This is a genomic window from Streptomyces luteosporeus, assembly GCF_039532865.1.
GTDB lineage: Bacteria > Actinomycetota > Actinomycetes > Streptomycetales > Streptomycetaceae > Streptomyces > Streptomyces luteosporeus.
The window spans coordinates 135068-155631 of the sequence record NZ_BAAASL010000009.1; the positions used below are offsets into that span (position 1 = coordinate 135068).

Here is a 20564-nt window from a genome sequence, read left to right on the forward strand (position 1 = left end):
CCGACGACACGAGCAGCCCCGTCAGGGGCGCGGGGAACTGCGCGATCGGCCACGACGCGCCCGCAGGCGACGCGCCAGCCCGAGGCCCGGGCGAAGCACGGCACCCTGCCTGCGGGTGCGTCGTGGCTTGTCGCGCCCACGCGGCGGCAGCCGCAGATCGACGCCGTCCCGCGCCCCGACGGGGCGCTGCTGATCCGCCGGATACGGCCTACGTGGCCGGGGCGAGGGCGAGTGCCACGCCCAGCCCCACGAGCACCGACCCGATCAGCTTGTTGAGCAGCGTCTGGCGGCGCAGCATCCTGCTGCGCAGCCGGTCGTTGGAGAAGAAGACCGCTGCCAGGACGAACCAGCCCAGATGGGCCAGCGACATGAACAGCCCGTACCCGACCTGCCGCCACAACGGCGTCCCCGGATGCACGACCTGGGTGAAGGTGCTGAGCACGAACAGGGTGGTCTTGGGGTTCAGGGCGTTGGTCAGCAGCCCCGTCCGCAGCGCCTGCCAGGAGGAGACGGCCGCCCGGCCGGTCAGGTCGATGTCGAGGCGCGTCCGCTGTGCGAACGTCCGGCACCCGATGAAGACGAGGTATGCGGCGCCGATCAGCTTGATGGCGGTGAAGAGCGAGGGGGAATGCGCGATGACGATGCCGACACCCAGGATGGTGTACGACACGTGGATCAGGACGCCGAGCGCGATGCCCACCGCCGCGAGAACTCCGGCCGTACGCCCGTACAGGTAACTGTTGCGCACGACCATGGCGAAGTCCGCCCCGGGGCTGATGACGGCCAGGACGGTGATGAGGGCTACGGCAAGGATTTCGGTCATGTTCGTTTCCGGGTAGGGGAGGGGCGGTTCACCGTGCGTGGCACAACCGGAACGTGATGCCCGCCGCCGTCAGGCGGGCGATCAGGGCGTCGCCCATCGCCGTTGCCGTCGTGACCTGCCCGGCCGTCTCCGGCAGATCGTCCAGGGCCAGGGACAGGGAGGAGTGGGCGAGCATCTTCGCCGTCTCGTCGTAGCCCGCGTCGCCGCCGGCGACCTCGGTGAAGACGCGCCGGCCGCCGCCCTCGCCGACGAAGCGGATGCGGAACCAGCTGCGTGCGCGCTGCTGCTCGCTCGGGCCGCGCCCCGGCGGGTACAGCTTCCCCAGAGCCGAGCGGACGGGCGGGAGCTGGGCGAGGGCCCCGACCGTGGCGAGTGCGGCGGGGGCGGCCAGGGCCACGGGGAGGGACCTGACCGAGGCGTGGTGGCGGTAGCGGAAGTCGGGGCCGTAGCGGTCCAGGGCGAGCGCCGAGCGCCGTACCACCTGGGGGTCGATGGTGGGCAGGGGCAGCGCCCACGTACCCGTCTCCTTGCTGAACCGCGGCACGCCCAGGGGCGTGCGGATCCGGCGGCCGGCGGGCTGCTGCTCGTGGTCGCGGCGCTTGCGGGCGGCGGCCAGCGCCTGGCGCTGGCGCGAGGCGATGACCAGGGAGGAGGCCAGGGTGCCGCCGGAGATCAGGCCCCGGGCGGTGACGAAGCCGTCGACCGTGAGGGGGACGCCTTCGGGGAGCTGCTGCACGGTGAAGTAGGCGCCGAGGTCGTGCGGGAGCGAGTCGAAACCGCAGGAGTGGACGAGGCGGGCGCCGGTGCGGCGCGCCAGGGCGTCGTGCCGGACGAAGACCGAGTCGACGAATTCCGGTTCGCCGGTCAGGTCGGTGTAATCGGTGCCGGCTCGTACACAGGCGGCCACCAGCTCCTGGCCGTGGACGATGTAGGGGCCGACCGTCGACGCCACGACGCGGGTCGATTCGGCCAGGGCGCGCAGGGCGTCCGCGTCGTCCGCTTCGGCCCGGACGAGGGTGAGGGCGGCGGCCCGCTGCGGGTGCTGTTCGGCCAGGCGGTCCCGGAGCCGTTCGAGCTTGTCGCGGTTGCGGCCGGCGAGGGCCAGGCGGCAGCCGTGCGGTGCGTGGCCGAGCAGGTATGCGGCGGTGAGTTCGCCGACGAAGCCTGTCGCGCCGAAGAGCACGACGTCGTAGGGCCGTTCGGATCTGTCCTGTTCGTTCATGACGCCTCCGTCCAGTGATCCGATCACTTTAGGTCGTGCCGCCGGAACTCCACAGGGAGGGCCCGGCCTTGCCGGACACCGGCCCCGCACCCCCGCGACACGCGCTCCCGTGGCTTTGCCGCATATGAACCACTGGCTAGCATGTCCCCACTTCAACTGGCTTGTGCCGGTGGTGGGGGGACTGTGGAATTCTCTGTGCTCGGGGCCGTGGGCATCCGTGATGGTGAGGTCGTTCTGCCGAGCGGGCCGCCGCAGCAGCAGGCGGCGCTCGCCGTACTGGCGCTGCGCTGCGGGCACGCGGTGCCGCTGCACGAGCTGGTGAGCGGGGTGTGGGGCGAGGCGGAGCCGGAGTCCGCGGTGACGATCGTGCGGACGTACGCGTGGCGGCTGCGCAAGCTGCTCACGGCCGCCGGTGGCGATCCGCAGGTGCTGGCCCGGGCGGGCGACGGCTACCGGCTCGCGGAGGACCCGCTGTCGGTGGACGCCTTCCGGGCCGAGCAGTTGGCGGCGCAGGCGGCGCGGGCGCGTGCCGCCGAGGAGTACGAGGAGTGCGCCGCGCTGCTGACCGAGGCCGTGGCCCTGTGGCGGGGCGAGCCGCTGGCCGGGGTGCCGGGACCGTTCGCCGAGCGGCAGCGCTCCCGGCTGGCCGAGCTGCGGCTGGCCCTGCTGGAGGAGCGCTTCGACGTCGAGCTCCTGCTGGGGCGGCACGCACACCTGGTACCGGAGCTGACGGCGTTCATCCGGGAGCAGCCGCTGCGGGAGCGGCCGTACGGGTTCCTGATGCGGGCGCTGTACGCCGCCGGGCGGCAGGCCGACGCCCTCGCGGTGTTCGGCAGGGCCCGCGAGGTGCTGTCCACGGAACTCGGCCTGGACCCCGGGCCGGAACTGCGCGGCCTGCACGAGCGGATCCTGGCCCGCGACCCGCAGCTCGCTCCCGCTCCCGCTCCCGCCGCAAGCGCGCCGGCGACCCCTGCCCGGCCTGCTCAGCTTCCGGCCGACACACCGGACTTCAGTGGCCGCAACGAGGCGGTCGCCGAGCTGTCCCGGGCCCTGACCGACCCGGACCGCACCGCACTCGCGGTCGCCTCCGTCAGCGGCATGGGCGGCATCGGCAAGAGCACCCTGGCCCTGCGCGTGGCCCACCAGGTCAAGGGGGAGTTCCCGGACGGCCAGCTGTACGCCGACCTGCGCGGCACGGGGACGGACGCCGCCGACCCCGGCACCATCCTGGTCAGCTTCCTGTCCGCGCTCGGCGTCCCCCGGCAGGAGATCCCCGGCTCGGTGGAGGACCGCTCCCGGCTGTTCCGCACGCTCCTCGACGACCGCAGGGTGCTGTTGCTGCTGGACAACGCCCGCGACGCCGCCCAGGTCAGGCCGCTGCTGCCGGGCGCGGCCCGCTGCGCGGTGGTGGTGACCAGCCGGGCCCGCCTGGTGGGCGTGCCGTCCTGCGCCCACGTACGGCTGACGGAGTTCAGCACGCAGGAGGCGCTGTCCCTGGTGCGGCGCATCGTGGGCGCGGCCCGCACCGACCCGGAGCAGGAGGCCGCGCTGGCGCTGGTCACCGCCTGCGCCTGTCTGCCGCTGGCGGTACGGATCGTGGCCACGCGGCTGTCGTCCCGGCCGGGCTGGACGGTGGCGCACCTGGTGGCCCGGCTCGCCGACGAGCGGCGCCGGCTGGCCGAACTGCGCGCCGACGACCTCGCCGTCGCCGCCGCGTTCGAACTCGGCTACCGCCAGCTGACCGACCGGCAGGCGCTGGCCTTCCGGTCGCTGGCGTCGGTCGCCTGGCCGGGCATCGGGCTGGCCGCGGCCGCGGCCGCGCTGGGCCTGGACGAGGCGGAGGCGGAGGACCTGCTGGAGCCGCTGGTGGACGCCGCGCTGCTGGAGTCACCGGCGCCGGGCCGCTACCGGTACCACGACCTCGTACGGGACTTCGCCCGGCAGCTGACCCCGGCGGACGAGAACCTCGCCGTGGAGCGCCGGCTGCTCGACCACCTCCTCGCCATGGCGGGGGAGGCGTTCCGGTGGATGGTGCCCGGTGATCCGGTGCACAGCACCATCGCCGCCGGTGCCGTACGGCCGGGGGGCCCGCGCTTCGCGGACCTGGCCGAGGCCCGGGCATGGGTGATCACCGAATGCGACTGCGCGGTCCACGCCGTCCAGTTGCTGGTCAGACGGTGGGAGGCCGCCGAGCCGCAGGCGCTGACGACGGCCGCCGACCTCCTGGTGGCCCTGAGCTCGTTCGGCCAGGACATCCCGTACGCGCAGATGGCCCTGGCCGCCGAGGCCCTGGCCGAGGCCGCCGCGCTCGCGGGCAACCACCGTGCGGCCGGTCGCGCCCACTTCATCTGCGGCAACGCGGCGATCCAGGAGACCCGGCTCGCGCGGGCCCGTACCCACGCCGAGCTGGCCGCCCGGTTCTGCCGGCAGGCCGGCGACCGGGCCATCCTGCAGCAGGCGTGCAACGACCTCGGGGTGATAGCCCAGTTCGAGCAGCGGTACGACGACGCGGCCGGATTCTTCGACGAGGCGCTGGTGCTGGCCCGCGAGTGGGGGCAGCGGTCGGGCGAGCTGATCACCACGCTCAACGCGGCGCTGGCCCGCATCCGCGGCCGCCGCGCCGAGGAGGCGCTGCCCGCCTGCGAGGAGGCCCTGAGCGCCCTGCGCGAGATGGCGGACCAGCACGGGGTGGCCCACGCCCTGTGCGTGCGCGGCCAGGCGCTGCACGAACTCGGCCGGTACCCGGAGGCGCTGGCCGGCTACCGCGAGTGCCTGGAGCTGTGCACGACGGCCGGAATCCCGGGCCAGCAGGCCCAGGTCTGGTACCGGTACGCCGAGACCCTGCGCGTCATGGGCGAGGTCGAGCAGGCGCTGGAGGCGGCCGACCGGGCGGTGGCCTACTACCGGACCGTGCCCGGCCGCGACCGTGACCGCGGCTACGCGCTGTGGACCCGCGCCCGCGTCTCGCACAGCGCCGGCCACCGCGAACCGGCGCTGGAGCAGGCCCGGGAGGCGCTGGAGGTCTTCACCCGCACCGCGCTGCCCGAGGCCGCGCAGGTGCGGGCGCTCGTCGACGCGCTCGCCGACGGCGGACGGTCCGCACCGGCTGCGTGAAGCGGAGGCCGCCGGGCCCTCACGCCTTGGTGTTGTACTCCTCGTGGCCCTTGTTGCCGTCGCCGGCCCGGCGGCCGTCGTGCCCGTCGGTGTACGTGAAGTGGGTGACCGGCGCGTCGGCGGAGGTCCGTACGGAGCTGCCGGAGCCGGCGGCGGACGGCAGGGAGCCGGCGAGGGCCACCAGCGCGACCAGGACGGCCGGGGCGAGAACGGCTGCACGACGCTTGCGGGACACGAAGGAGCGCGACACGAGAGGGTCCTGTCTCTTGGCGGAACACGTGATGCACTGATTGTGCGGCCCGCCGATCTACGTTCGATATACGGCCTCGTTCAGCTCCCTCCTTCCGGCCCTTCCCAGGGGCCGCCCGGCTCCAGGGCACCCGCCAGCCGGATCTTCGCCGCCTCCAGCATCCCCAGCGCACCCCAGGAACTGGTGCCGGTGTACAGGTAGCGCAGGACCGGGCCCTGTGCGGTGAGGCACTCGACGACCACGACCGCACGCAACGCATGGTGGTCCGAGGGCAGTGGCGGCAGGCCGAGCCCGTAGACGTCGTTCACGAGCGACCCGCCTCCTGAGGGATCGGTGGGATGCCGGGGGGCCGTGCCGCGGTGGCCGATGCCCGTGTCCGGGCCCGCGGGCAGCCGCTCATGCGGCGGCCGCCGCCGGGCCGTGGGGCGTGCCGTGGGGCGTGCCGAGGCGCGCGGCCAGCGCCGCGATGCCCGGATCGGCGCCCAGCCCCGGGACCGTGCCCTCGGCCAGCTGCGCGCGCCGGGCGTGTGCGACGACGGCCGCCGCGGTCACCTCCGGCAGCCGGTCACGGAACCGGTCCAGCAGCAGGCCGGCGGTCGCGTGCAGGGCGTCGTCGTCCAGCGGACGGCTCGGCAGCGGCAGCGAGTCGAGCAGCAGACGCTGCAGGGCGGCGAACAGCTGCTGGGTGCTCACCTCGCGGATCGTGAGCGAGAGGTGCGCCGAGAGGCCCTCGCCGCCCACCGCCTCGTGGGCGAAGCCGCGGGGGATGTAGAGCACCTCCCCGGGGTTCAGGGTCTCCGTCAGCAGCACCGGGCCGCCGCCGGCCACCGCGCCCGGCGCCCAGTCGGGGCCGGTGGGGCCGCCGCGTACCGTCCAGTGCTTGCTGCCGGTGCTCTGCAGCAGCAGGACGTCGGCGTCGTCGCGGTGCAGGTCGAGCCCCTGGGAGCCGGGCGGGGTGACGAAGAAGAACGCCTCGACCCGGCGGCCGAGTTCGGCCTCCAGCCTGCGGGTCAGCGCGCGGGTGGCCGCGTGCCAGTGTTCGACGTTGCGCAGCACGAGGGTGGCACCGTCGGCGAGCAGCTCGCGTATGCGCTCCGGATCGGCGTACCCGGGGGTGGTGACCCCCGAGACGGTGCGGGCCCGCGTGTACCGGGAGGAGTGCACCGGGTCGCCGGCCCGGGCCAGTTCGAGGTGGGGCACGCGCAGCAGGCCGCCCGCCACCGCCGTGTCGATCTCCTCCAGGGTGAGCGGGACCGCCGGTCCGGTGCCGGGTGCGGGCCGGAAGACGGCCGGCGCGGTGCGCCAGTACCGGTTCAGGAAGGCGTCCGTGTCGCCCACCCAGCGGGTGAGTTCCTCCCGGTGCATGGATCTCTTCTCTCTGTGGTCTCTGTCGTGGCGTCTCAAGGTCGTGGCGTCTCAAGCCAGCAGGAGCGCGCGGTCCCAGCGGGTGGCGGGCGCGGTGTCCGTGGCGAAGGTGTGCAGGGCGAGCGCGGCACCGGCCGCGCCGGTGAGGAAGCCGCCCGGGTGCTCCTCGGGCGGGCGTGCGCCCGGCGCCTCGGCGAAGCCGTACGGCCGGTCCTCGTCGACGAGGTCCAGGAGGCGGGCGGCCAGCCACGGCAGGTGACCGGCGAGTTCGGCGTCACCGCTGTCGCGGGCGACGCGCCAGGTCGTCTGGAGCAGCCCGGCGAGCCCGTGGCAGAGCCCGGGCTCTGCAGCCGGCCCCACCTCCCCCGACGCGGCGCGGGCCAGCGCGGCGCGCAGCGCGCCGACGCCGGCCTCCTGCCAGCGGGGAACGCCCAGGGCGAGGCCCGCCAGCTGCAGGGCACGGGCGATGCCCGGGGTGCCGTAGCACCAGGACGGCCGCCCGGGCCGCGACTGCGCGGAGCCCGCCGTCACCTGGCCGGGCCACCACGGGCCCACGGCGTCCGTACGGCGCTGTGCGAGGAGCCACTCCGCGAAGCCGGTGATCGCGGCCCGCTGACCGGGCACCCGCGCCCCCTGCCGCCAGGCGAGGGCCAGCAGGGCGAGGGGGCCGGGCAGGCCGTGGGCCATGCCCAGGTTGGCGTGTCCCTGCGCCGGCGGCACCGGCCGGTACGCATCGGCGTCGAGCGCCACCCACCAGCCGGGCAGCAGCAGGTCGCCGGCGCGCACCGGCCGGGCCAGCGCCGTCAGCGCCCGTACCGCGCGCACGGCGGCGGCCTTGGGCGCCGGGCCGCCCAGTTCCAGCAGGTGCGCGCCGAGCCCGGCCTGCCCGCTGATCACGTCGTACGCGGTGAGGAGGGTGCAGCCGAGGTGCTCGCCGAGGCGGCGTTCCTCGCGGTCGGCCCGCAGGCCCGCCAGCTCGGCGACCTGCCGCGCGAGGTGGGCCTGGGCGGTGTGCCGTTCGGCCGCCCGGTGCAGGGCGAACGACAGCGCGGCCACCGGCCCGTACAGCCCCTGCGCACCCGGAGCGCTCGCGCGCCCGGCGAGCGCGGCGCCGTGGCGCAGCCACCGGTGGGCGGCGCTCCGGTGCACCGGGTCGGTGTGCGCCAGTTCGGCGTGGAGCAGTGCGATGCCCGGTGCGCCGTCGCCGAGGCTCGTCGCACGGAACGCGGGTACGTCGGCGGCGGGGTCGGCGAGCCGGCCCGCGACGAGGGCCACGGCCTCGGCCGCCCGCCGGCGCAGGGCGTTCTCGGACGCCTTCACGGGCGCGTTCACCGGGCCGCCTGCCTGCGGCTCGCGCGGCTGCGCAGGGCAACGGCGGCCAGGGCGAAGGAGCGTTCCTCGGCGGCGCGGTCGATGCCCGTGAGTCGGTTGTGGTGCATGTGCAGCAGGGAGCCCAAGGGGCCCGTGCCGGCGCCGAGTTCCCGCAGGACCGCCCCGTACGCGGACAGGGCGGGCGCGCGGCGCTCCCAGCAGGCCAGCAGCTCCGGGCCGCCCGGAAGGGCACGCAACTGCTGCCAGCCACCGAGCGGGTCGGTCAGCTCCCGCGCCAGGTCCTTGGCGGCCCGCGAGGGCTCGGCCGCCCCTGCGGGCGCGGGACGGTCCAGCAGGTACTGGATGCCCTCCGCGGTGCCCGCGACGCGGCAGGCCAGGTCGACGTGGCCGAGGGCGGTCAGCACGGTCCGGGCGAGGCCGATTCGGCCGCCGGCGAGCAGCTCGACCTGTTCCCGGCAGGCGAGGCTGTCGGCGTGGAAGGCGCGTTCGGCCGCGGCGGCCGCGGCGGTTCCCCCGTACCGTTCGAGCTCGGGCTCGTAGGTGTCCAGCACCAGTCTGCCCCCGAGCCCCTCGGCGGCGAGGTCGTCGGCCCAGGCGCCCAGCCGTGGCAGCAGGGACCCGGCCAGGACGGCGGGGTCGCCGTGGAAACGCAGCCTCAGATGGGGATCCGGGTCGCGGTAGCGAAGGTAGAACCACCGGTCGGCCGCGCCACCGTCCAGGCCCTCCAGCAGCCGGGGCAGCCGCCGGGCGAGGATCTCGTCCTGCCGCTCGGCCGAGCAGTAGACCTTGGCGTACACCCACTGCGAGCCGGGGGAGTGGGCCACGCGCGTCCGGCGCGGCTCGGGGACGGGCACGGGCCGGACCGGGCCGTGCGCGGGCGCGACCGCCCGGACCAGCGGGAAGGCGATCTCGTTGACCCGGCCGGCTCTGTCCGGTTCATCCGGCGCGTCGGCCAGCCAGCCGAAGCCGGGGCCGCAGTCGGTCGGCAGCTCCTGCAGGACACCGCCCGGGCGGCGCAGCCATTCGTCGCGCAGCAGCGCGCGGTGGAACGGGCGCCGCAGATCGAGGGCGACGCGGTGGTCGCCGCTCACGCTCTCGACCCGGTCGGGCACCCGCCAGCGGGACCGCCAGGCGTCGAAGCGCCGCTCCCACGCGCCCGGCGCGGTGGCCCGGTCCTGCAGCGCTGGGTCCGTCGGACGCCAGCGGGCCGGGGCGAGGACGGTACGCCCGCGTCGCACCCGGGGCAGGTACGGCAGGCTGTCCGCGGCCCCCCAGCGCCAGCGCGGCCAGGCGGGGAAGCCGTTCTGGGTCACCTCGTGCAGGAAACGGGCAGCGTTCGGCGCGTGCCACACCGTCGCGAGCATGCTGGGGACGACGGGCACGACCTCCTTGCCGAGCCGGGGCGCCACCACGGCGAGGCGGTGCACGTCGGCGACGACGGCCAGGTCGGACACGCCGAGGTCCGTCCCGTCGGTGCGGTCGGCGAACGCGCCGAGCGTGATGGTCAGCGGCAGGCGGCGCGGCACCAGTGCCACGTTGGCCGTCGCACCGCGCGGCGGCGGGAACCTCATCTGCGCGGTGACGGCATCCGGTACCGTCCCCGGCACCTGCCGCACCAGCTCGCCGACCCGGGCGTCGGCGGCGCCCAGCACGCAGCCGAAGCGCCCCGCGTGCGCGCCGGCCGTACGCGCCCCACCGGTGACCACCAGCCGGAAATCACCGGCGGCCAGCGCCTGCGGCGTCTCGGCGAGCAACTGCGCCAGGATCTCGAAGGACGGCGGTGGCACCGGCGCCGGGGCGTCCCCGTTGCCGGCGGCCAGCCGCTCCACGAGCGCGTCGTCCAGGACGATCTCCCGCTCACCGTTGACGGACGCCTCCTGGGCGAGCTCGGTCAGCAGCCGGTCCTGCTCCGAGGCGGAGGAGTCCTGCGCCGGCTCCCGCGCGGAGGCCGGAAGCCGGTAGCCGGCCGGCCCGCCGAGGCCGGTGTCCGGGTCGAGGACCTCCTTGAGCGGCACGGCGCGCCCGGCTCCGTACCGCTCAAGGAAGTCGAGGTGGTACTGGCGCAGATGGGCCGGGCCCGGGCGGGCGGCGGACAGCCGCCACAGGGTCTCCGCGGCCCGTTCCGCCTCGGCCCGCACGGCGGGCGGCAGCCGCACGTCGACGTCGAGCCCGAGGTCGACCTGCAGGAGGTGCTCCGAAGGGTGCAGGGCGGCCATGCGCCGGCAGGCGGCGTCACGGGCGTCGAGACCGTGGCCGAGCGGAGCCTCTGCATAGGTCTTCACGTCCTTCTCCACCGCCGACAATTCGGCGGCGAGCGCGGCCACGGGCCCGGGCAGGGGCACGGCGGCGCGGCCCCGGCCCGTCAGCAGGTCCAGGACGTGGCCGAGCGGATCGGCGCCGTCCAGCGGTGGACGGAGCTCCGTCAGCAGCACTTCCGCCCCGATCAGGTCGACGAGGAGCCGCTCCACGGTGGCGGCCGGCACCCCGGGATGGGCGGCGCACAGCTCGTCGGCCAGCTCCCCGAACCGTACGGGCAGGGCGGCCTGCCGGACGACGTGCAGGACGACCGCTCCTGCCCGTACCGACACCTCCTGCGCGGCCGGGCGGGTGCCCGCCCCGGGAGCGGGCACGTACGGCACGACCAACCGGTCACCCCGGACGAAGCACAGGTCGTTGGCGGTGACGCGCAACGGCCGCAGCACGGCCGGCTCCCGCTCCAGCCGGGCCACCACCTCCGTCAGCCAGCCCATGTCGGGCCGTACCGCCTTGCGGTGGCCCGTGCCCCAGCGGACCGTGACCGCCCCCGGCTCCTCGGCGAAGCCGATCGCGGCGACCCCCGCCATGGTGCCGAAGGGCGTGGCCCGGCCCGACATGCGCAGCCGGTAGCGCGCCAGCGCCCGCACCGCGCGCCGCAGTTGCTTGGGGCGGACCGGCTCCCCGGCGAGCACGGCGTCCAGGGTCCGGTGCAGCGAAGGGCTCGCCAGCGACACCGCCTCCCGCAGCCGGGCATCGGCCGCGGCGGTGCGCAGATGCGCCCGCAGCTCCGCCTCGCCGTCGCCGGGCTCCTCCCCGTGGCCCGGGCCGTCGGCCGGCTCCGGGGGCCGGGACGCGGCGCGGAACAGCAGGGCGTCCGCGCAACGGAAGGTCGACGGATGGGCTGCGGGTGCCGCCACGGGGGAGCCTCCAGGGAACTGCCGGGGATGCCGGGGAACTGACGGGGTGCCGGGGAATGAGGAAGGCGGCCCGTCGGGGGACCGGGCCGCCTCACCTGCGGGCTGTGCGCCCGAACGCAGGACCGACCGTCAGATGGTGGTCTTGCAGTAGAACGGCCAGGAGCCGGTGGCGGCCTGGGCCTCGACCTGCTCGTCCTCGACGGTGGCGGCGACCTCGATGACGTCCAGCTCGAACAGCTCGTCGAAGTTGTTCATGACGACTCCATCCTCTTCGTGCGCGATGCGCCCCCGTCTGCGGCGGCGGCCCCGGGGCTGCTCCCCGGTGGCGAGTGCCAACCTACGAAGCGCTCTTCTACGCCGGATCCACGCCGGATCTACGCCGGCGCTGCCGAAGAAGACTCACCGGGTGTGGATCGTGCGCCCGGTCACCTCGCCCGGCCGGATGCGGATCCACAGGTCGCGCGTGCCACCGGCCCAGGGTCGGGCGCCCGGCCGGGTGGCCAGGAGCTCCACCGTGTCCGGGTCGGCGATGTGCTCGGCCGTTCCGGTGACGAGGACGCTCCAGCCGCGGCTGAGGTGTTCGTCGATGTGGTCGGCCTCGAACGCCACCTGCTCCCCCTCCGCCGGGGCCGCCGTACCGCCGGCCTCGGTCCGGTAGACGACGGTGCGGCCGTCGACCAGGAAGTTCACGGGCACCACGACAGGGGCGGCCCCGGCGGCGCTCAGCCCGACCCGGCCGATGCCGTGCGTACCGAGCCGTCGCCAGCACTCCTCCTCCGCAAGCTGCGCCAGCAGCGGGTGGGGAGCGGCCCCCTGCCGGCCCGGAGCCGCATCGCGCCGGCCCCCGACGAGCTCGTCGTACGGCATCTCCAGCGCCGCGGCCAGCCGCATGAGCGCGGCGGGATCGAAATCCCCGCTGAAGGTCTCCAGCTGGCCCAGGTAGGCGACGGACATGCCCGCGCGGCGCGCCAGATCCTCCCGCGTCAGCCCCAGCTGCTCGCGGCGTACGGCACAGCGGGTGGCCACCGTGTCCTCGCTCGGGCCACCGGGGCCGGGCCCGTCACTGTGCATCACCCGAACCTCCACGTCCACGGCCTTCTCTCCAGGGGACCAGAGGCCGAGGACGCCTGCCAGCGCTGTGCCGCCGATCGGTACGGCCCGGTACGGCCCGGTACGGCGCGTCGCAGGGGGGAGAGACGGGGAGGTGGGCAGATGCTGACGGGAGGGCCCATCCACTTCTCGCGGATCCGGATTGCGCGGTGCACGGCTGCCGGCCGCTTCCCCGCGTCTCCTGCGGGGTCCTCCCGCCACTTCCATCACACCACGCCCCAAGGCCCGGCGCTACCGACCTGACCTGCGTCTTTTGCGGCTCGCCGTCACTCCTGCGACCCGCTGCCGTAAGGACCGTACAGATCCAGCAAGCGGGTACGGGCGGCACGCAGGCGGCGGCCGATGACCTCGATGACGTACATCAGGAGGGCGTGGTCGAGCTCGTGGTCGCGTGCGCACAGCTCCAGCACCTCCGCCGCACCGAACTCCCACGCGCGCACCGGGCTCGCGGCCTCCGCCCCCAGGTGCCACTGGTGCGGCGGACACAGCCAGGACCAGCCCAGCATCCGCCCCGGACCGAGGGTCTCGACGACCGCGGCACGGCGGCCCGGCACGTGGATGTCGAGCTCGACGTTGCCGGTGCGGATGACCCAGAAGCGGTCGGCCCTGCCGCCCTCCTCGAAGATGCGCGTGCCCACGTCGAATGTCACCTCGCGGCTCAGCGCCATCAGCCGCTCCCGCGGCTCCTCGGGAAGGGCGGCCAGCACACCGGTGCGCTTCACGACGACGCCCCGTCCGTGCGGGCGGCCGGTGGTGCCGTGACGGAGGACATACTGGCTCCCGCTGCTCGCTGCTCGCTGCTCGCTGCTCGCCGTTCGAAGGGCGCTCCTGTCCCCCCAGCCTGCCGACACCCCCGGCACCCCGCACCCCGAGCGCGCCAGGAGGGGTGCGTGGGGTGAGCTGTGCTCCGGCGCGGAGCCGGGGGGACGCCTGCACGCTGCTCCCCAACGAGTGCCATCTTCAGGTGCACGCATAGCCGGAGCCAGCGGGAGGCGGGCGGACTCAGCGGTCTGCCAGGCACGCCACCGCGAAGGCCAGGCGGCGGTCCAGCCATGCGGCCTTGATGCGGAAGTCCTGCCCGGTGGACTGCATCACCTCCACCTCGTCCGCCAGCCACAGCAACGTCCGCTCCCGGGGCCGGTCGCCCTCCTCGGCGCCCAGGGACAGTGCAGAATCGAGTACTCCGCCAAGGAGCGTGCCCAGCGCGTGGGCCGGTACGTCCTGTCGTGGCAGCGCCGTCCACTTGTTGCGGCCCACGATCTCCGGGCGTCCCGGCTGCTCGATGCGCCACGTGTGGCGGACCAGCTTGTTCGACGGCGGCACACGGCGTACCGCGCCGATCACCCCGTCCTGGGCGTCGCGGACGACGTAGCGCCGCTCCTCGTCGCGGCGTTCTCCCGCCACCCGGTCGATGCGGCACAGGACCCGCTGCCGCTCCGGGTCCTCGTGGACCACGCTGCCGACGTCGCGCACACCGACCGTGCCGGAACCGACGAAGGCGCAAGGCGGATTGACCCGCACCGGGCCCTCGCGGCGGGGGACGCGGATGGCATTGCCGCCGAGCACCGGCCGCTTGCGGCCGGGCCCGCTCTCCCGTTCCACGATGTCGATCACGAACCGGCCGACGTCCCGCCAGTCGACCACCGGCAGTGGCGGCTCCGTACTGGTGTTCCTACCGAAGAGCATCCGCCGACCCTACCCGCGACGCCCGCCGCCGTCCGGCGGGCCCGGTGTCCGGATCTAGAATGTCCGTGTGAACGAGAACCTTCCGCCGTGCCCCGAATGCGGCGGCGTGTACAGCTATGAGATGGGTGCGCTCCTGGTGTGCCCCGAGTGCGGCCACGTGTGGACGCCCGTGCCCGCCGAGGCCGCGGAAGAAGCCGGCGACAAGGTCGTCCGGGATGCGGTGGGCAATGTCCTGGCCGACGGCGACACCGTCACGGTGGTCAAGAGCCTGAAGGTCAAGGGCCACCCGACCGGCATCAAGGCGGGCACCAAGGTGCGCAACATCCGTCTCGTGGACGGCCCGGACGGCCACGACATCGACTGCAAGGTCGACGGACTCGGCCAGATGCACCTCAAGTCCAGCGTCGTGAAGAAGGCCTGACCGCACCGGACGGCCCCCCAAGGGTTCAGATCAGTGCGGTGATCTGCTCCTCGACGCCGAGCAGGGCCCGGCCGTACAGCTCGCTCGCGACCGCCGGGTTCGTCATGGCGTGCCGGCTCGCGGTCTCCTGGTCGCGCCACAGGCGCTGCAGGGGGTTGGCCTCGGCGAAGCTGCCGGCGCCGTGGAGGCTGAGCAGGATGTCCAGTGCCTCGCGCGAGCGGCGGGCGACGGTCGCGGTGTCCATGCGTACGCGGGCCCGGTCGAGCAGCGGCATGGGCGTGCCGCTCGCCGCCCAGGTGTCGATGTCGTCCGCCGCGCGCATCAGGTGCAGTGCGGCGGTGTCGACGAGCTGGGCGGCCTCGGCGAGCTGTATCTGGGTCGAGGAGGCTTCGCGGGCCTGCGCGAAGAACGTGTGCGACAGGGGACGTCCCTTGCCGAGGGACGCCGTCACCAGCTCCAGTCCGCCGCGGGCCATGCCCAGTTGCGGGCCCACGAGCACCGAGGAGAGCACCGGCACGAACGCGGAGCGGTACAGGGCTTCGTCCGTGAACTCGGTGGGGTACTCGCCGCGCAGCGCTCCGGTCAGCGACAGGATGCGGTGGCCGGGCACGAACACCTCCTCGGCGACGAGGGTGTGACTGCCGGTGCCGCGCATGCCCACGCTGTGCCAGGTGTCCTCGATCGTCAGCTCGGCGACCGGCACCAACGCCACGCCCCGGTCCAGCTGCTCGCCGTCCGCGCCGGTGACCGGCGTGCCGAGCAGCGCCCACTGTGCGTCCAGGCAGCCGGACGCGAAGGGCCACCGCCCGGTGACGACCTGCCCCCCGCCCGCCGCCCTGCTCGTCCCGCCCGGCGTCAGGACGGAACAGACCCGGGCGCCGGGGCCCTCCCCGTACACCTCGCGCTGCGCGCGCTCCGGGAAGAGGCCCACGACCCAGCCGCAGACGTTGACCAGGGCGGTGAACCAGGCGGTGGAACCGCAGCCGCGGCCGAGCTCGGCGCTCACTTCCAGGAGCGTACGGATGCTCGCCTGGCGCCCGCCGAACCGCCGGGGGACGGTCAGCAGGAACAGGCCCGCGTCGGCGAGGGCCTCGATGTTCTCCTCGGTGACGCGCCGGTCCTCCTCGGTACGGGCGGCGTTGCGGCGCAGGAGGTCGACGAGAGCGGCGGCCCGTTCGGGCAGGGTCCTGCTGCTGGCGCTTGTCGTCATTGCGTTGTCCTCCATGCCGCGGTGCCGGAGCGCGCCGGCGCGCGCTGCACGGGCAGCATGGACGATCATGCGGGCGTGGGGGAAGGGGCGCGTCCGCGCCGGGCGTCCCGGCGCAGGACGCCCGGGACGGGCAGCGGGGAGCTAGCGGCTGCCGAAGTCCTGCGTCCACAGGGGGCCGTCGGGGGCCGTGCTGACGCCGACGCCGATCTCCTCGAAGGAGCAGTTGAGGATGTTCTTGCGGTGGCCCTCGCTGTCCATCCAGGCGGACATCACGGAAGCGGGCGTCTTCTGACCGTAGGCGATGTTCTCGCCGTAGGACGCCCAGCGGTAGCCGGCCGCGGATATCCGCTGGCCGGGGTCGCTGCCGTCCGGGGCGGTGTGGCTGAAGTAGTGGCGCCTGGCCATGTCGTCCGCGTGCTTCTGGGCGGCGGCCGTCAGCTGGGCGTTGAGGCGTACGGGAGAGCAACCGGCGGCCCGGCGCTGGACGTTCACCAGGTCGACGACCTGCTGCCGGAGCGACTCCACGCTGCCGGCGCGGGCGCTTGCCCCCTGGGCGGGGGACGACCAGGCCAGGCTGCCGACGGCGGTGGTGGCGAGGGTGATCGACGCCAGACGCAGGGCGCGGACCGCTTTGAGTGGACGCATGGGCTGCTCCCGGAGGTCGCCGGACCGACTCCTTGTCGGAGGCTCCAGGATCCGCGGCAGTGCCCGTGCGGTTAACCGGCGTTCCGGAGCTCGGGAGGCGCACGTGCCGGGGCCGCGCACCACCGGCCCGTGCCGTGGGCCACGCGAACGGTGCGGAGCCCGCCGGCCGAGGCGACCGTGCTACCGGTCCGGTTCCCCGAACAGCACCAGGTTCTGCGCGTAGCGGTGCCGGGCGCGGTCGTACGCACCCGCACAGGTGACCAGCGCCAGACGGGCCCTTCCGGCACCGGAGAACAGGTCGCGCGGCAGCTGCTCCTTGCGGTAGGCGCGGCGCGCGACGATGACGTACGCGTGCCGGTGGCCGTCCGCGCCCGTCACCACGGCGCGGGCGCCCGGCCGGACGGCGTACAGCCCGGCGAAGGCGCCCAGGCCCCGGTCGCGCGAGTCGACGTGCCCGGCCAGCAGGACGGTCCCCTCGGCGGCACCCGGCCGTGCACCCAGCGCCCACCACCCGACGGTGTCCGGCGACGGCGGGACCTCCAGTGCCCCGTCGGCATCGGCGGCCACCGGCACCACCGGCGCCCCGAAGCGGCCCCGGACCTCCACGAAGGCGGGAGGCGACGGGGCCGGCTCGCCGCGCAGGACCGTCCGCCCCGCCGCAGGCGGCAGCCCGGGGGGCGGACCCGCGGGCTGCGGCGCCCCCGCGGCCAGGGCCACGGCGAGCGCGCCGGCCAGGCACACCGCCAGGCGGCCGCCGCGAGAACTGCTCAGCGCCGCGCGGAGGCGGCCCTCGTACGGCGCCTCCGCAGAACCAGGACCGTGCCGCAGGCGAGGAGCGTGCCGCCGAGCGCCGCGCCGCCGGCCACCGCGGTGACCGTCTCCCCGTAGGCGTCCGTACCGGCGGCCATGCCGCCGTCCCCCGCCGGGACGGTGCGCACCGGCGCCTGGCCGTGGCAGACACCGCCGCTGACGCGGGCGAGGTGCATGGCCACGACCGGGCGTGCCGCCTTGGCGGCCGCGGTGATCCGGGCGTTGCGCCCGGAGGCGATCTGCTCGTCGATCAGGGTCAGGGTCGCCCGGTGGTTCGCGGCCTGCGCGGACAGCCAGGCGCTGTCGTACGCCTTGGTCCCCGCCTTGGCGCGGATGCCGGCCAGCTGCTGCTTCTGTTCGGCCGAGGGCCCGCTGGGCAGAGCGACCTTGAGCGAGCCCGCCAGCGCGGTCACGTCGCCATCCATTTTGGTGTGGTCGCGCACGAACATGGCGCCGGCGTCCTTCACGCACGCGGTGGTGGCGTTGTGCTGCGCGTCGTTGCCCGCCTCGATCTCGGCCAGGTTGCCCTGGTGCACGGTGTTGAGGAAGGCGCTGTCCGTCGGGCCCGGCTCGCCCTCGGCGTGGGCGGGACCGGTCGTCGCGGTGCACATCGCCAGAGCGGTGACGGCCGCCGCCGCCCACTGTCGGCTCCTCATGGTGGCTCCAATCATTCGTCCGCGCCAACGCGGGGAGACAGCCGGGTGCCAACACCGGGGCCCGTCACACGTGCCGGGCCCCGGATCTCATGCGATCGGCCCATGCGTTCCACCCGGACGGCGCACGGCGGCGCGCCGCCGGTCGGTGAGCAGGCGGACGATCCGGGCCACGAGGCCGGCCGCGGCCGGGTCGTCCTACGTGAGGGCCTTGCGCACCCGGGCGCGCAGCGCCGCGCGCAGCAGCGGTGCCGGGCGGGCGGCCCAGGCGGCGGCCGCGCCGAGGGCCGCGCCGGCGGCGACGTCGCTGGGGTAGTGGGCGCCGCTGTGCACCCGTTCCAGGGCCACCAGGGCCGCGGGGACCGCGCACAGGGCGCCGGCCCGCGGCCACACCCGGGCCACGGCGACGGTGAAGGCCGTGGCGGCCGCCGTGTGACCGGAGGGGAAGGACGGGCTGTCGGGTCGGTCGTGCACGCCGTCGTGCGGGATCAGCTCCTGCGGCGGCCGGCGCCGCCGCCACAGCGGTTTGACCACCGTGTTGGCGGCGACCTCCGCCACTCCCATCGCCAGCAGCCCGTTGCCCGCCGCCCGCACGCCCCGCGGTGCGCCGGTGGCGGCGATCAGGGCCGCGGCGGCCCACCACAGCCTGGTGTGCGCGGCCGCCTCCCCGACCAGCGGCCGCGCCCGCCGGACGAGCTCGGCGTCGTACGAGGCCAGGCGGTGGGTCAGCCGTCGCTCCAGTTGCTGCACTCTCTCGCCCATACGTCCCATCATCGCGTCGTGGCCGCCTGCAGGAAGGAGGAACCTTTCGCTCACGCGTCGCGCTCGCCCCAGGTGCGGGTGTCCCGGGGCTCGACGTACGGTTCCTCGTCCGGGGGGTGGCCGCCGAGGGCGGCGCGCTCGCGGGCGAGCTCGGCGTCGAATTCCAGGCCGAGCAGAATGGCGAGGTTGCTCAGCCACAGCCACACCAGGAACACGATGACCGCGGCCAGGCTGCCGTACGTCTTGTTGTACGAGCCGAAGTTCGCCACGTACAGCGCGAAGCCCGCCGAGGCGGCCATCCACAGGACCAGGGCGAGGACGCTGCCGGGCGTGATCCAGCGCAGGCCCCGCCCCCGGACGTTCGGCGCCGCCCAGTACAGCACCGCGATCATGGCGGTGACGAGCAGCACCAGCACCGGCCACTTCCCGTACGACCACACCGTCAGGGCCGTCTCGCCCGCGCCGAGCGCGCTGCCCACCCGGTGGGCGAGCGTGCCGGTGAACACCACGATCAGCGCACTGGCGCAGGCCATCACCATCATCACCACCGTCAGGACCAGCCGCAGCGGCGTCAGCTTCCACACCGGCCGGCCCTCGGGCAGGTCGTAGACGGCGTTCGAGGCACGGATGAACGCCGCGATGTACCCCGAGGCCGACCACACCGCTCCCAGCAGACCCACCACCGCCAGGACGGAACCGAGCCCCACCCCGCCCTGCAACTGCCGCACCGCGCCGGTGACCACCTCCCGGGTGGCCCCGGGAGCGAGACGCTGAAGGGCGGTCAGCACCTTCTCGGTGGTCTGCCGCCCGGCCGCCCCCAGCACCGAGACCAGGACGAGCAGGGAGGGGAAGAGGGACAGGACCCCGTAATAGGTCAGGGCCGCGGCCCGGTCCGCCAGTTCGTCGTCCCGGAACTCGCCGACGGTACGCCGCAGCACCACCCACCACGACCGTGCGGGCAGCCCGGTCGGCTCGTCGGGAGCGCGCTCCATTTCGCGCGGCCCCGGGCCGGCCGGCCGCTCGTCCCGCCTCTCGCCTCGTTCACGTCGCCCCATACCAGGCGGTTGACCCGTCTCCCCGGCACGAAACCGGCCGCGGGCCGGCGCACGGGAGCGGAGGAGCAGCAGCGGGGTCGGTAGAGGGGTCCCCAGCGCCTACCAGTCACAGCGGCTGACCGCACTGCAGGTTCCAGCGCCCCGTACGCCCCGTGAGCACCGTCAGCGTCAGCGGGGCCACATCGAGCCGCCAGAAGACGGTCAGGGGCAGGCCGAGCGCGTGCACCATCGCGGCCCGGACGGCGGCCGGTTCCGCGACCGCCAGGATCCGGCCACTTCCGTCGGACGCCCTGTCGAGCCAGCCGCCCACCCGCTCCACCAGCGCCGACAGCGATTCGCCTCCGTGCGGGGCGGCGCCGGGATCCGACAGCCAGGCGGCCACGGCATCCGCGTCGCAAGCGGCGAGCTCCTCCAGCGACCGCCCCCTCCAGCGGCCCACGTCGAGGTCGCCGAGGTCGGCCACCGGCTCGGTGTCGAGCCCGAGGGCGGTCGCCGTCTGCCGGCAGCGCAGGGAGGGCGCGCAGCCGTACCGATCGGCGCCCGGCAGGGCGGAGGCGGCGGCGCCGGCCTTCGCCAGGCCGGCGGGTTCGACGGCGGCTCCGTCGTCGAACCGTGCCTGCCGCAGTGCCGCGTTCATCGCCGGCGACACGAACATCACCCGCACGGTCACTCTGTCTCCCCCTCGCTCTGTCGACATCCCGGCTCTCAGCAGACCACGGTGCCTACTGCCGGGGGCGCACGGGGCCGGTGCGCACTCCGTAGTCATCTTGGCCGATAGGCGGTACGGTCTCGTGGACATGACGACGGGGTGACGGAAGCCGGTGAGAGTCCGGCACGGTCGCGCCACTGTGTACCCGGACGCAAGCCCGGAAGTCAGACCCGCACACCGTCGTCCAGGAACCCCTACGCCCGGGACGCGTGTTCCCTCCAGGA

General features: G+C 75.0%; 20 protein-coding genes and 1 riboswitch. Of the genes, 2 read left to right on the forward strand and 18 right to left on the reverse strand.

The genetic code is table 11. The features are described 5' to 3' along the window. Nucleotides 1-208: 208 nt before the first annotated feature. Nucleotides 209-823 (reverse strand): LysE family translocator, encoded by a 615-nt coding sequence (locus ABD361_RS14025; RefSeq protein ID WP_344435455.1) that lies wholly within the window; start codon nucleotides 821-823, stop codon nucleotides 209-211. 28 nt (nucleotides 824-851) lie between these two features. Then, complete coding sequence (locus ABD361_RS14030) at nucleotides 852-2045, reverse strand: saccharopine dehydrogenase family protein (RefSeq protein WP_344435456.1); 1194 nt, start codon at nucleotides 2043-2045, stop codon at nucleotides 852-854. A 183-nt stretch (nucleotides 2046-2228) separates the two neighbouring features. On the opposite strand from ABD361_RS14030, the gene ABD361_RS14035 reads away from it, so the two are divergent. Next, on the forward strand, nucleotides 2229-5159 hold the full coding sequence (locus ABD361_RS14035; RefSeq protein ID WP_344435457.1) for an AfsR/SARP family transcriptional regulator: 2931 nt from the start codon (nucleotides 2229-2231) through the stop codon (nucleotides 5157-5159). Between the two features lie 19 nt (nucleotides 5160-5178). Here the strand turns inward: ABD361_RS14035 and ABD361_RS14040 are convergent, their stop codons facing one another. The 9 genes from ABD361_RS14040 to ABD361_RS14080 all read right to left on the reverse strand — a co-directional run bounded on the left by ABD361_RS14040 (nucleotide 5179) and on the right by ABD361_RS14080 (nucleotide 14075). Then, nucleotides 5179-5409 (reverse strand): hypothetical protein, encoded by a 231-nt coding sequence (locus ABD361_RS14040; RefSeq protein WP_344435459.1) that lies wholly within the window; start codon nucleotides 5407-5409, stop codon nucleotides 5179-5181. Nucleotides 5410-5489: 80 nt separating this feature from the next. After that, a complete protein-coding gene (locus ABD361_RS14045; protein ID WP_344435460.1) occupies nucleotides 5490-5717 on the reverse strand; it encodes a hypothetical protein in 228 nt (75 codons plus the stop codon). 88 nt (nucleotides 5718-5805) lie between these two features. Then, nucleotides 5806-6774, reverse strand: a complete 969-nt coding sequence (locus tag ABD361_RS14050; RefSeq protein ID WP_344435462.1) for a JmjC domain-containing protein — start codon at nucleotides 6772-6774, stop codon at nucleotides 5806-5808. A 51-nt stretch (nucleotides 6775-6825) separates the two neighbouring features. Continuing rightward, the gene (locus tag ABD361_RS14055) at nucleotides 6826-8106 is read right to left on the reverse strand and encodes a lanthionine synthetase C family protein (protein ID WP_344435463.1); all 1281 of its coding nucleotides are present in this window, start codon (nucleotides 8104-8106) and stop codon (nucleotides 6826-6828) included. Then, nucleotides 8103-11279 (reverse strand): lantibiotic dehydratase, encoded by a 3177-nt coding sequence (locus ABD361_RS14060; protein WP_344435465.1) that lies wholly within the window; start codon nucleotides 11277-11279, stop codon nucleotides 8103-8105. The genes ABD361_RS14055 and ABD361_RS14060 overlap by 4 nt, the downstream gene beginning before the upstream one ends. A gap of 129 nt (nucleotides 11280-11408) precedes the next feature. Beyond that, nucleotides 11409-11534, reverse strand: coding sequence for a hypothetical protein (locus ABD361_RS14065; RefSeq protein WP_344435466.1), 126 nt, complete (start codon nucleotides 11532-11534; stop codon nucleotides 11409-11411). 144 nt (nucleotides 11535-11678) lie between these two features. Then, on the reverse strand, nucleotides 11679-12371 hold the full coding sequence (locus tag ABD361_RS14070; protein ID WP_344435467.1) for a pyridoxamine 5'-phosphate oxidase family protein: 693 nt from the start codon (nucleotides 12369-12371) through the stop codon (nucleotides 11679-11681). A gap of 284 nt (nucleotides 12372-12655) precedes the next feature. Then, the gene (locus tag ABD361_RS14075) at nucleotides 12656-13111 is read right to left on the reverse strand and encodes a Crp/Fnr family transcriptional regulator (RefSeq protein ID WP_344435468.1); all 456 of its coding nucleotides are present in this window, start codon (nucleotides 13109-13111) and stop codon (nucleotides 12656-12658) included. A gap of 280 nt (nucleotides 13112-13391) precedes the next feature. Continuing rightward, nucleotides 13392-14075, reverse strand: coding sequence for a hypothetical protein (locus tag ABD361_RS14080; RefSeq protein ID WP_344435469.1), 684 nt, complete (start codon nucleotides 14073-14075; stop codon nucleotides 13392-13394). Between the two features lie 67 nt (nucleotides 14076-14142). Between ABD361_RS14080 and ABD361_RS14085 the strand changes: the two genes are divergently transcribed. After that, entirely contained in the window at nucleotides 14143-14496 is a 354-nt protein-coding gene (locus ABD361_RS14085) for a zinc ribbon domain-containing protein YjdM (protein ID WP_344435471.1), read from the forward strand. 25 nt (nucleotides 14497-14521) lie between these two features. Here the strand turns inward: ABD361_RS14085 and ABD361_RS14090 are convergent, their stop codons facing one another. The 7 genes from ABD361_RS14090 to ABD361_RS14120 all read right to left on the reverse strand — a co-directional run bounded on the left by ABD361_RS14090 (nucleotide 14522) and on the right by ABD361_RS14120 (nucleotide 20301). Then, nucleotides 14522-15706, reverse strand: coding sequence for an acyl-CoA dehydrogenase family protein (locus tag ABD361_RS14090; RefSeq protein ID WP_344435472.1), 1185 nt, complete (start codon nucleotides 15704-15706; stop codon nucleotides 14522-14524). A gap of 141 nt (nucleotides 15707-15847) precedes the next feature. After that, entirely contained in the window at nucleotides 15848-16351 is a 504-nt protein-coding gene (locus ABD361_RS14095; RefSeq protein ID WP_344435473.1) for a CAP domain-containing protein, read from the reverse strand. Between the two features lie 180 nt (nucleotides 16352-16531). Beyond that, nucleotides 16532-17092, reverse strand: a complete 561-nt coding sequence (locus ABD361_RS14100; protein ID WP_344435474.1) for a class F sortase — start codon at nucleotides 17090-17092, stop codon at nucleotides 16532-16534. A 26-nt stretch (nucleotides 17093-17118) separates the two neighbouring features. Further along, the gene (locus tag ABD361_RS14105; RefSeq protein ID WP_344435476.1) at nucleotides 17119-17817 is read right to left on the reverse strand and encodes a DUF4142 domain-containing protein; all 699 of its coding nucleotides are present in this window, start codon (nucleotides 17815-17817) and stop codon (nucleotides 17119-17121) included. A gap of 195 nt (nucleotides 17818-18012) precedes the next feature. Continuing rightward, entirely contained in the window at nucleotides 18013-18576 is a 564-nt protein-coding gene (locus ABD361_RS14110; RefSeq protein ID WP_344435478.1) for a phosphatase PAP2 family protein, read from the reverse strand. A gap of 50 nt (nucleotides 18577-18626) precedes the next feature. Next, nucleotides 18627-19631 carry a YihY/virulence factor BrkB family protein gene (locus ABD361_RS14115; protein ID WP_344435480.1) on the reverse strand — a complete coding sequence of 335 codons (1005 nt, stop codon included), beginning with the start codon at nucleotides 19629-19631 and terminating at the stop codon, nucleotides 18627-18629. Nucleotides 19632-19737: 106 nt separating this feature from the next. After that, the gene (locus ABD361_RS14120; protein WP_344435481.1) at nucleotides 19738-20301 is read right to left on the reverse strand and encodes a histidine phosphatase family protein; all 564 of its coding nucleotides are present in this window, start codon (nucleotides 20299-20301) and stop codon (nucleotides 19738-19740) included. A gap of 97 nt (nucleotides 20302-20398) precedes the next feature. Further along, a riboswitch (cobalamin riboswitch) is annotated at nucleotides 20399-20529 on the forward strand. Nucleotides 20530-20564: the final 35 nt, after the last annotated feature.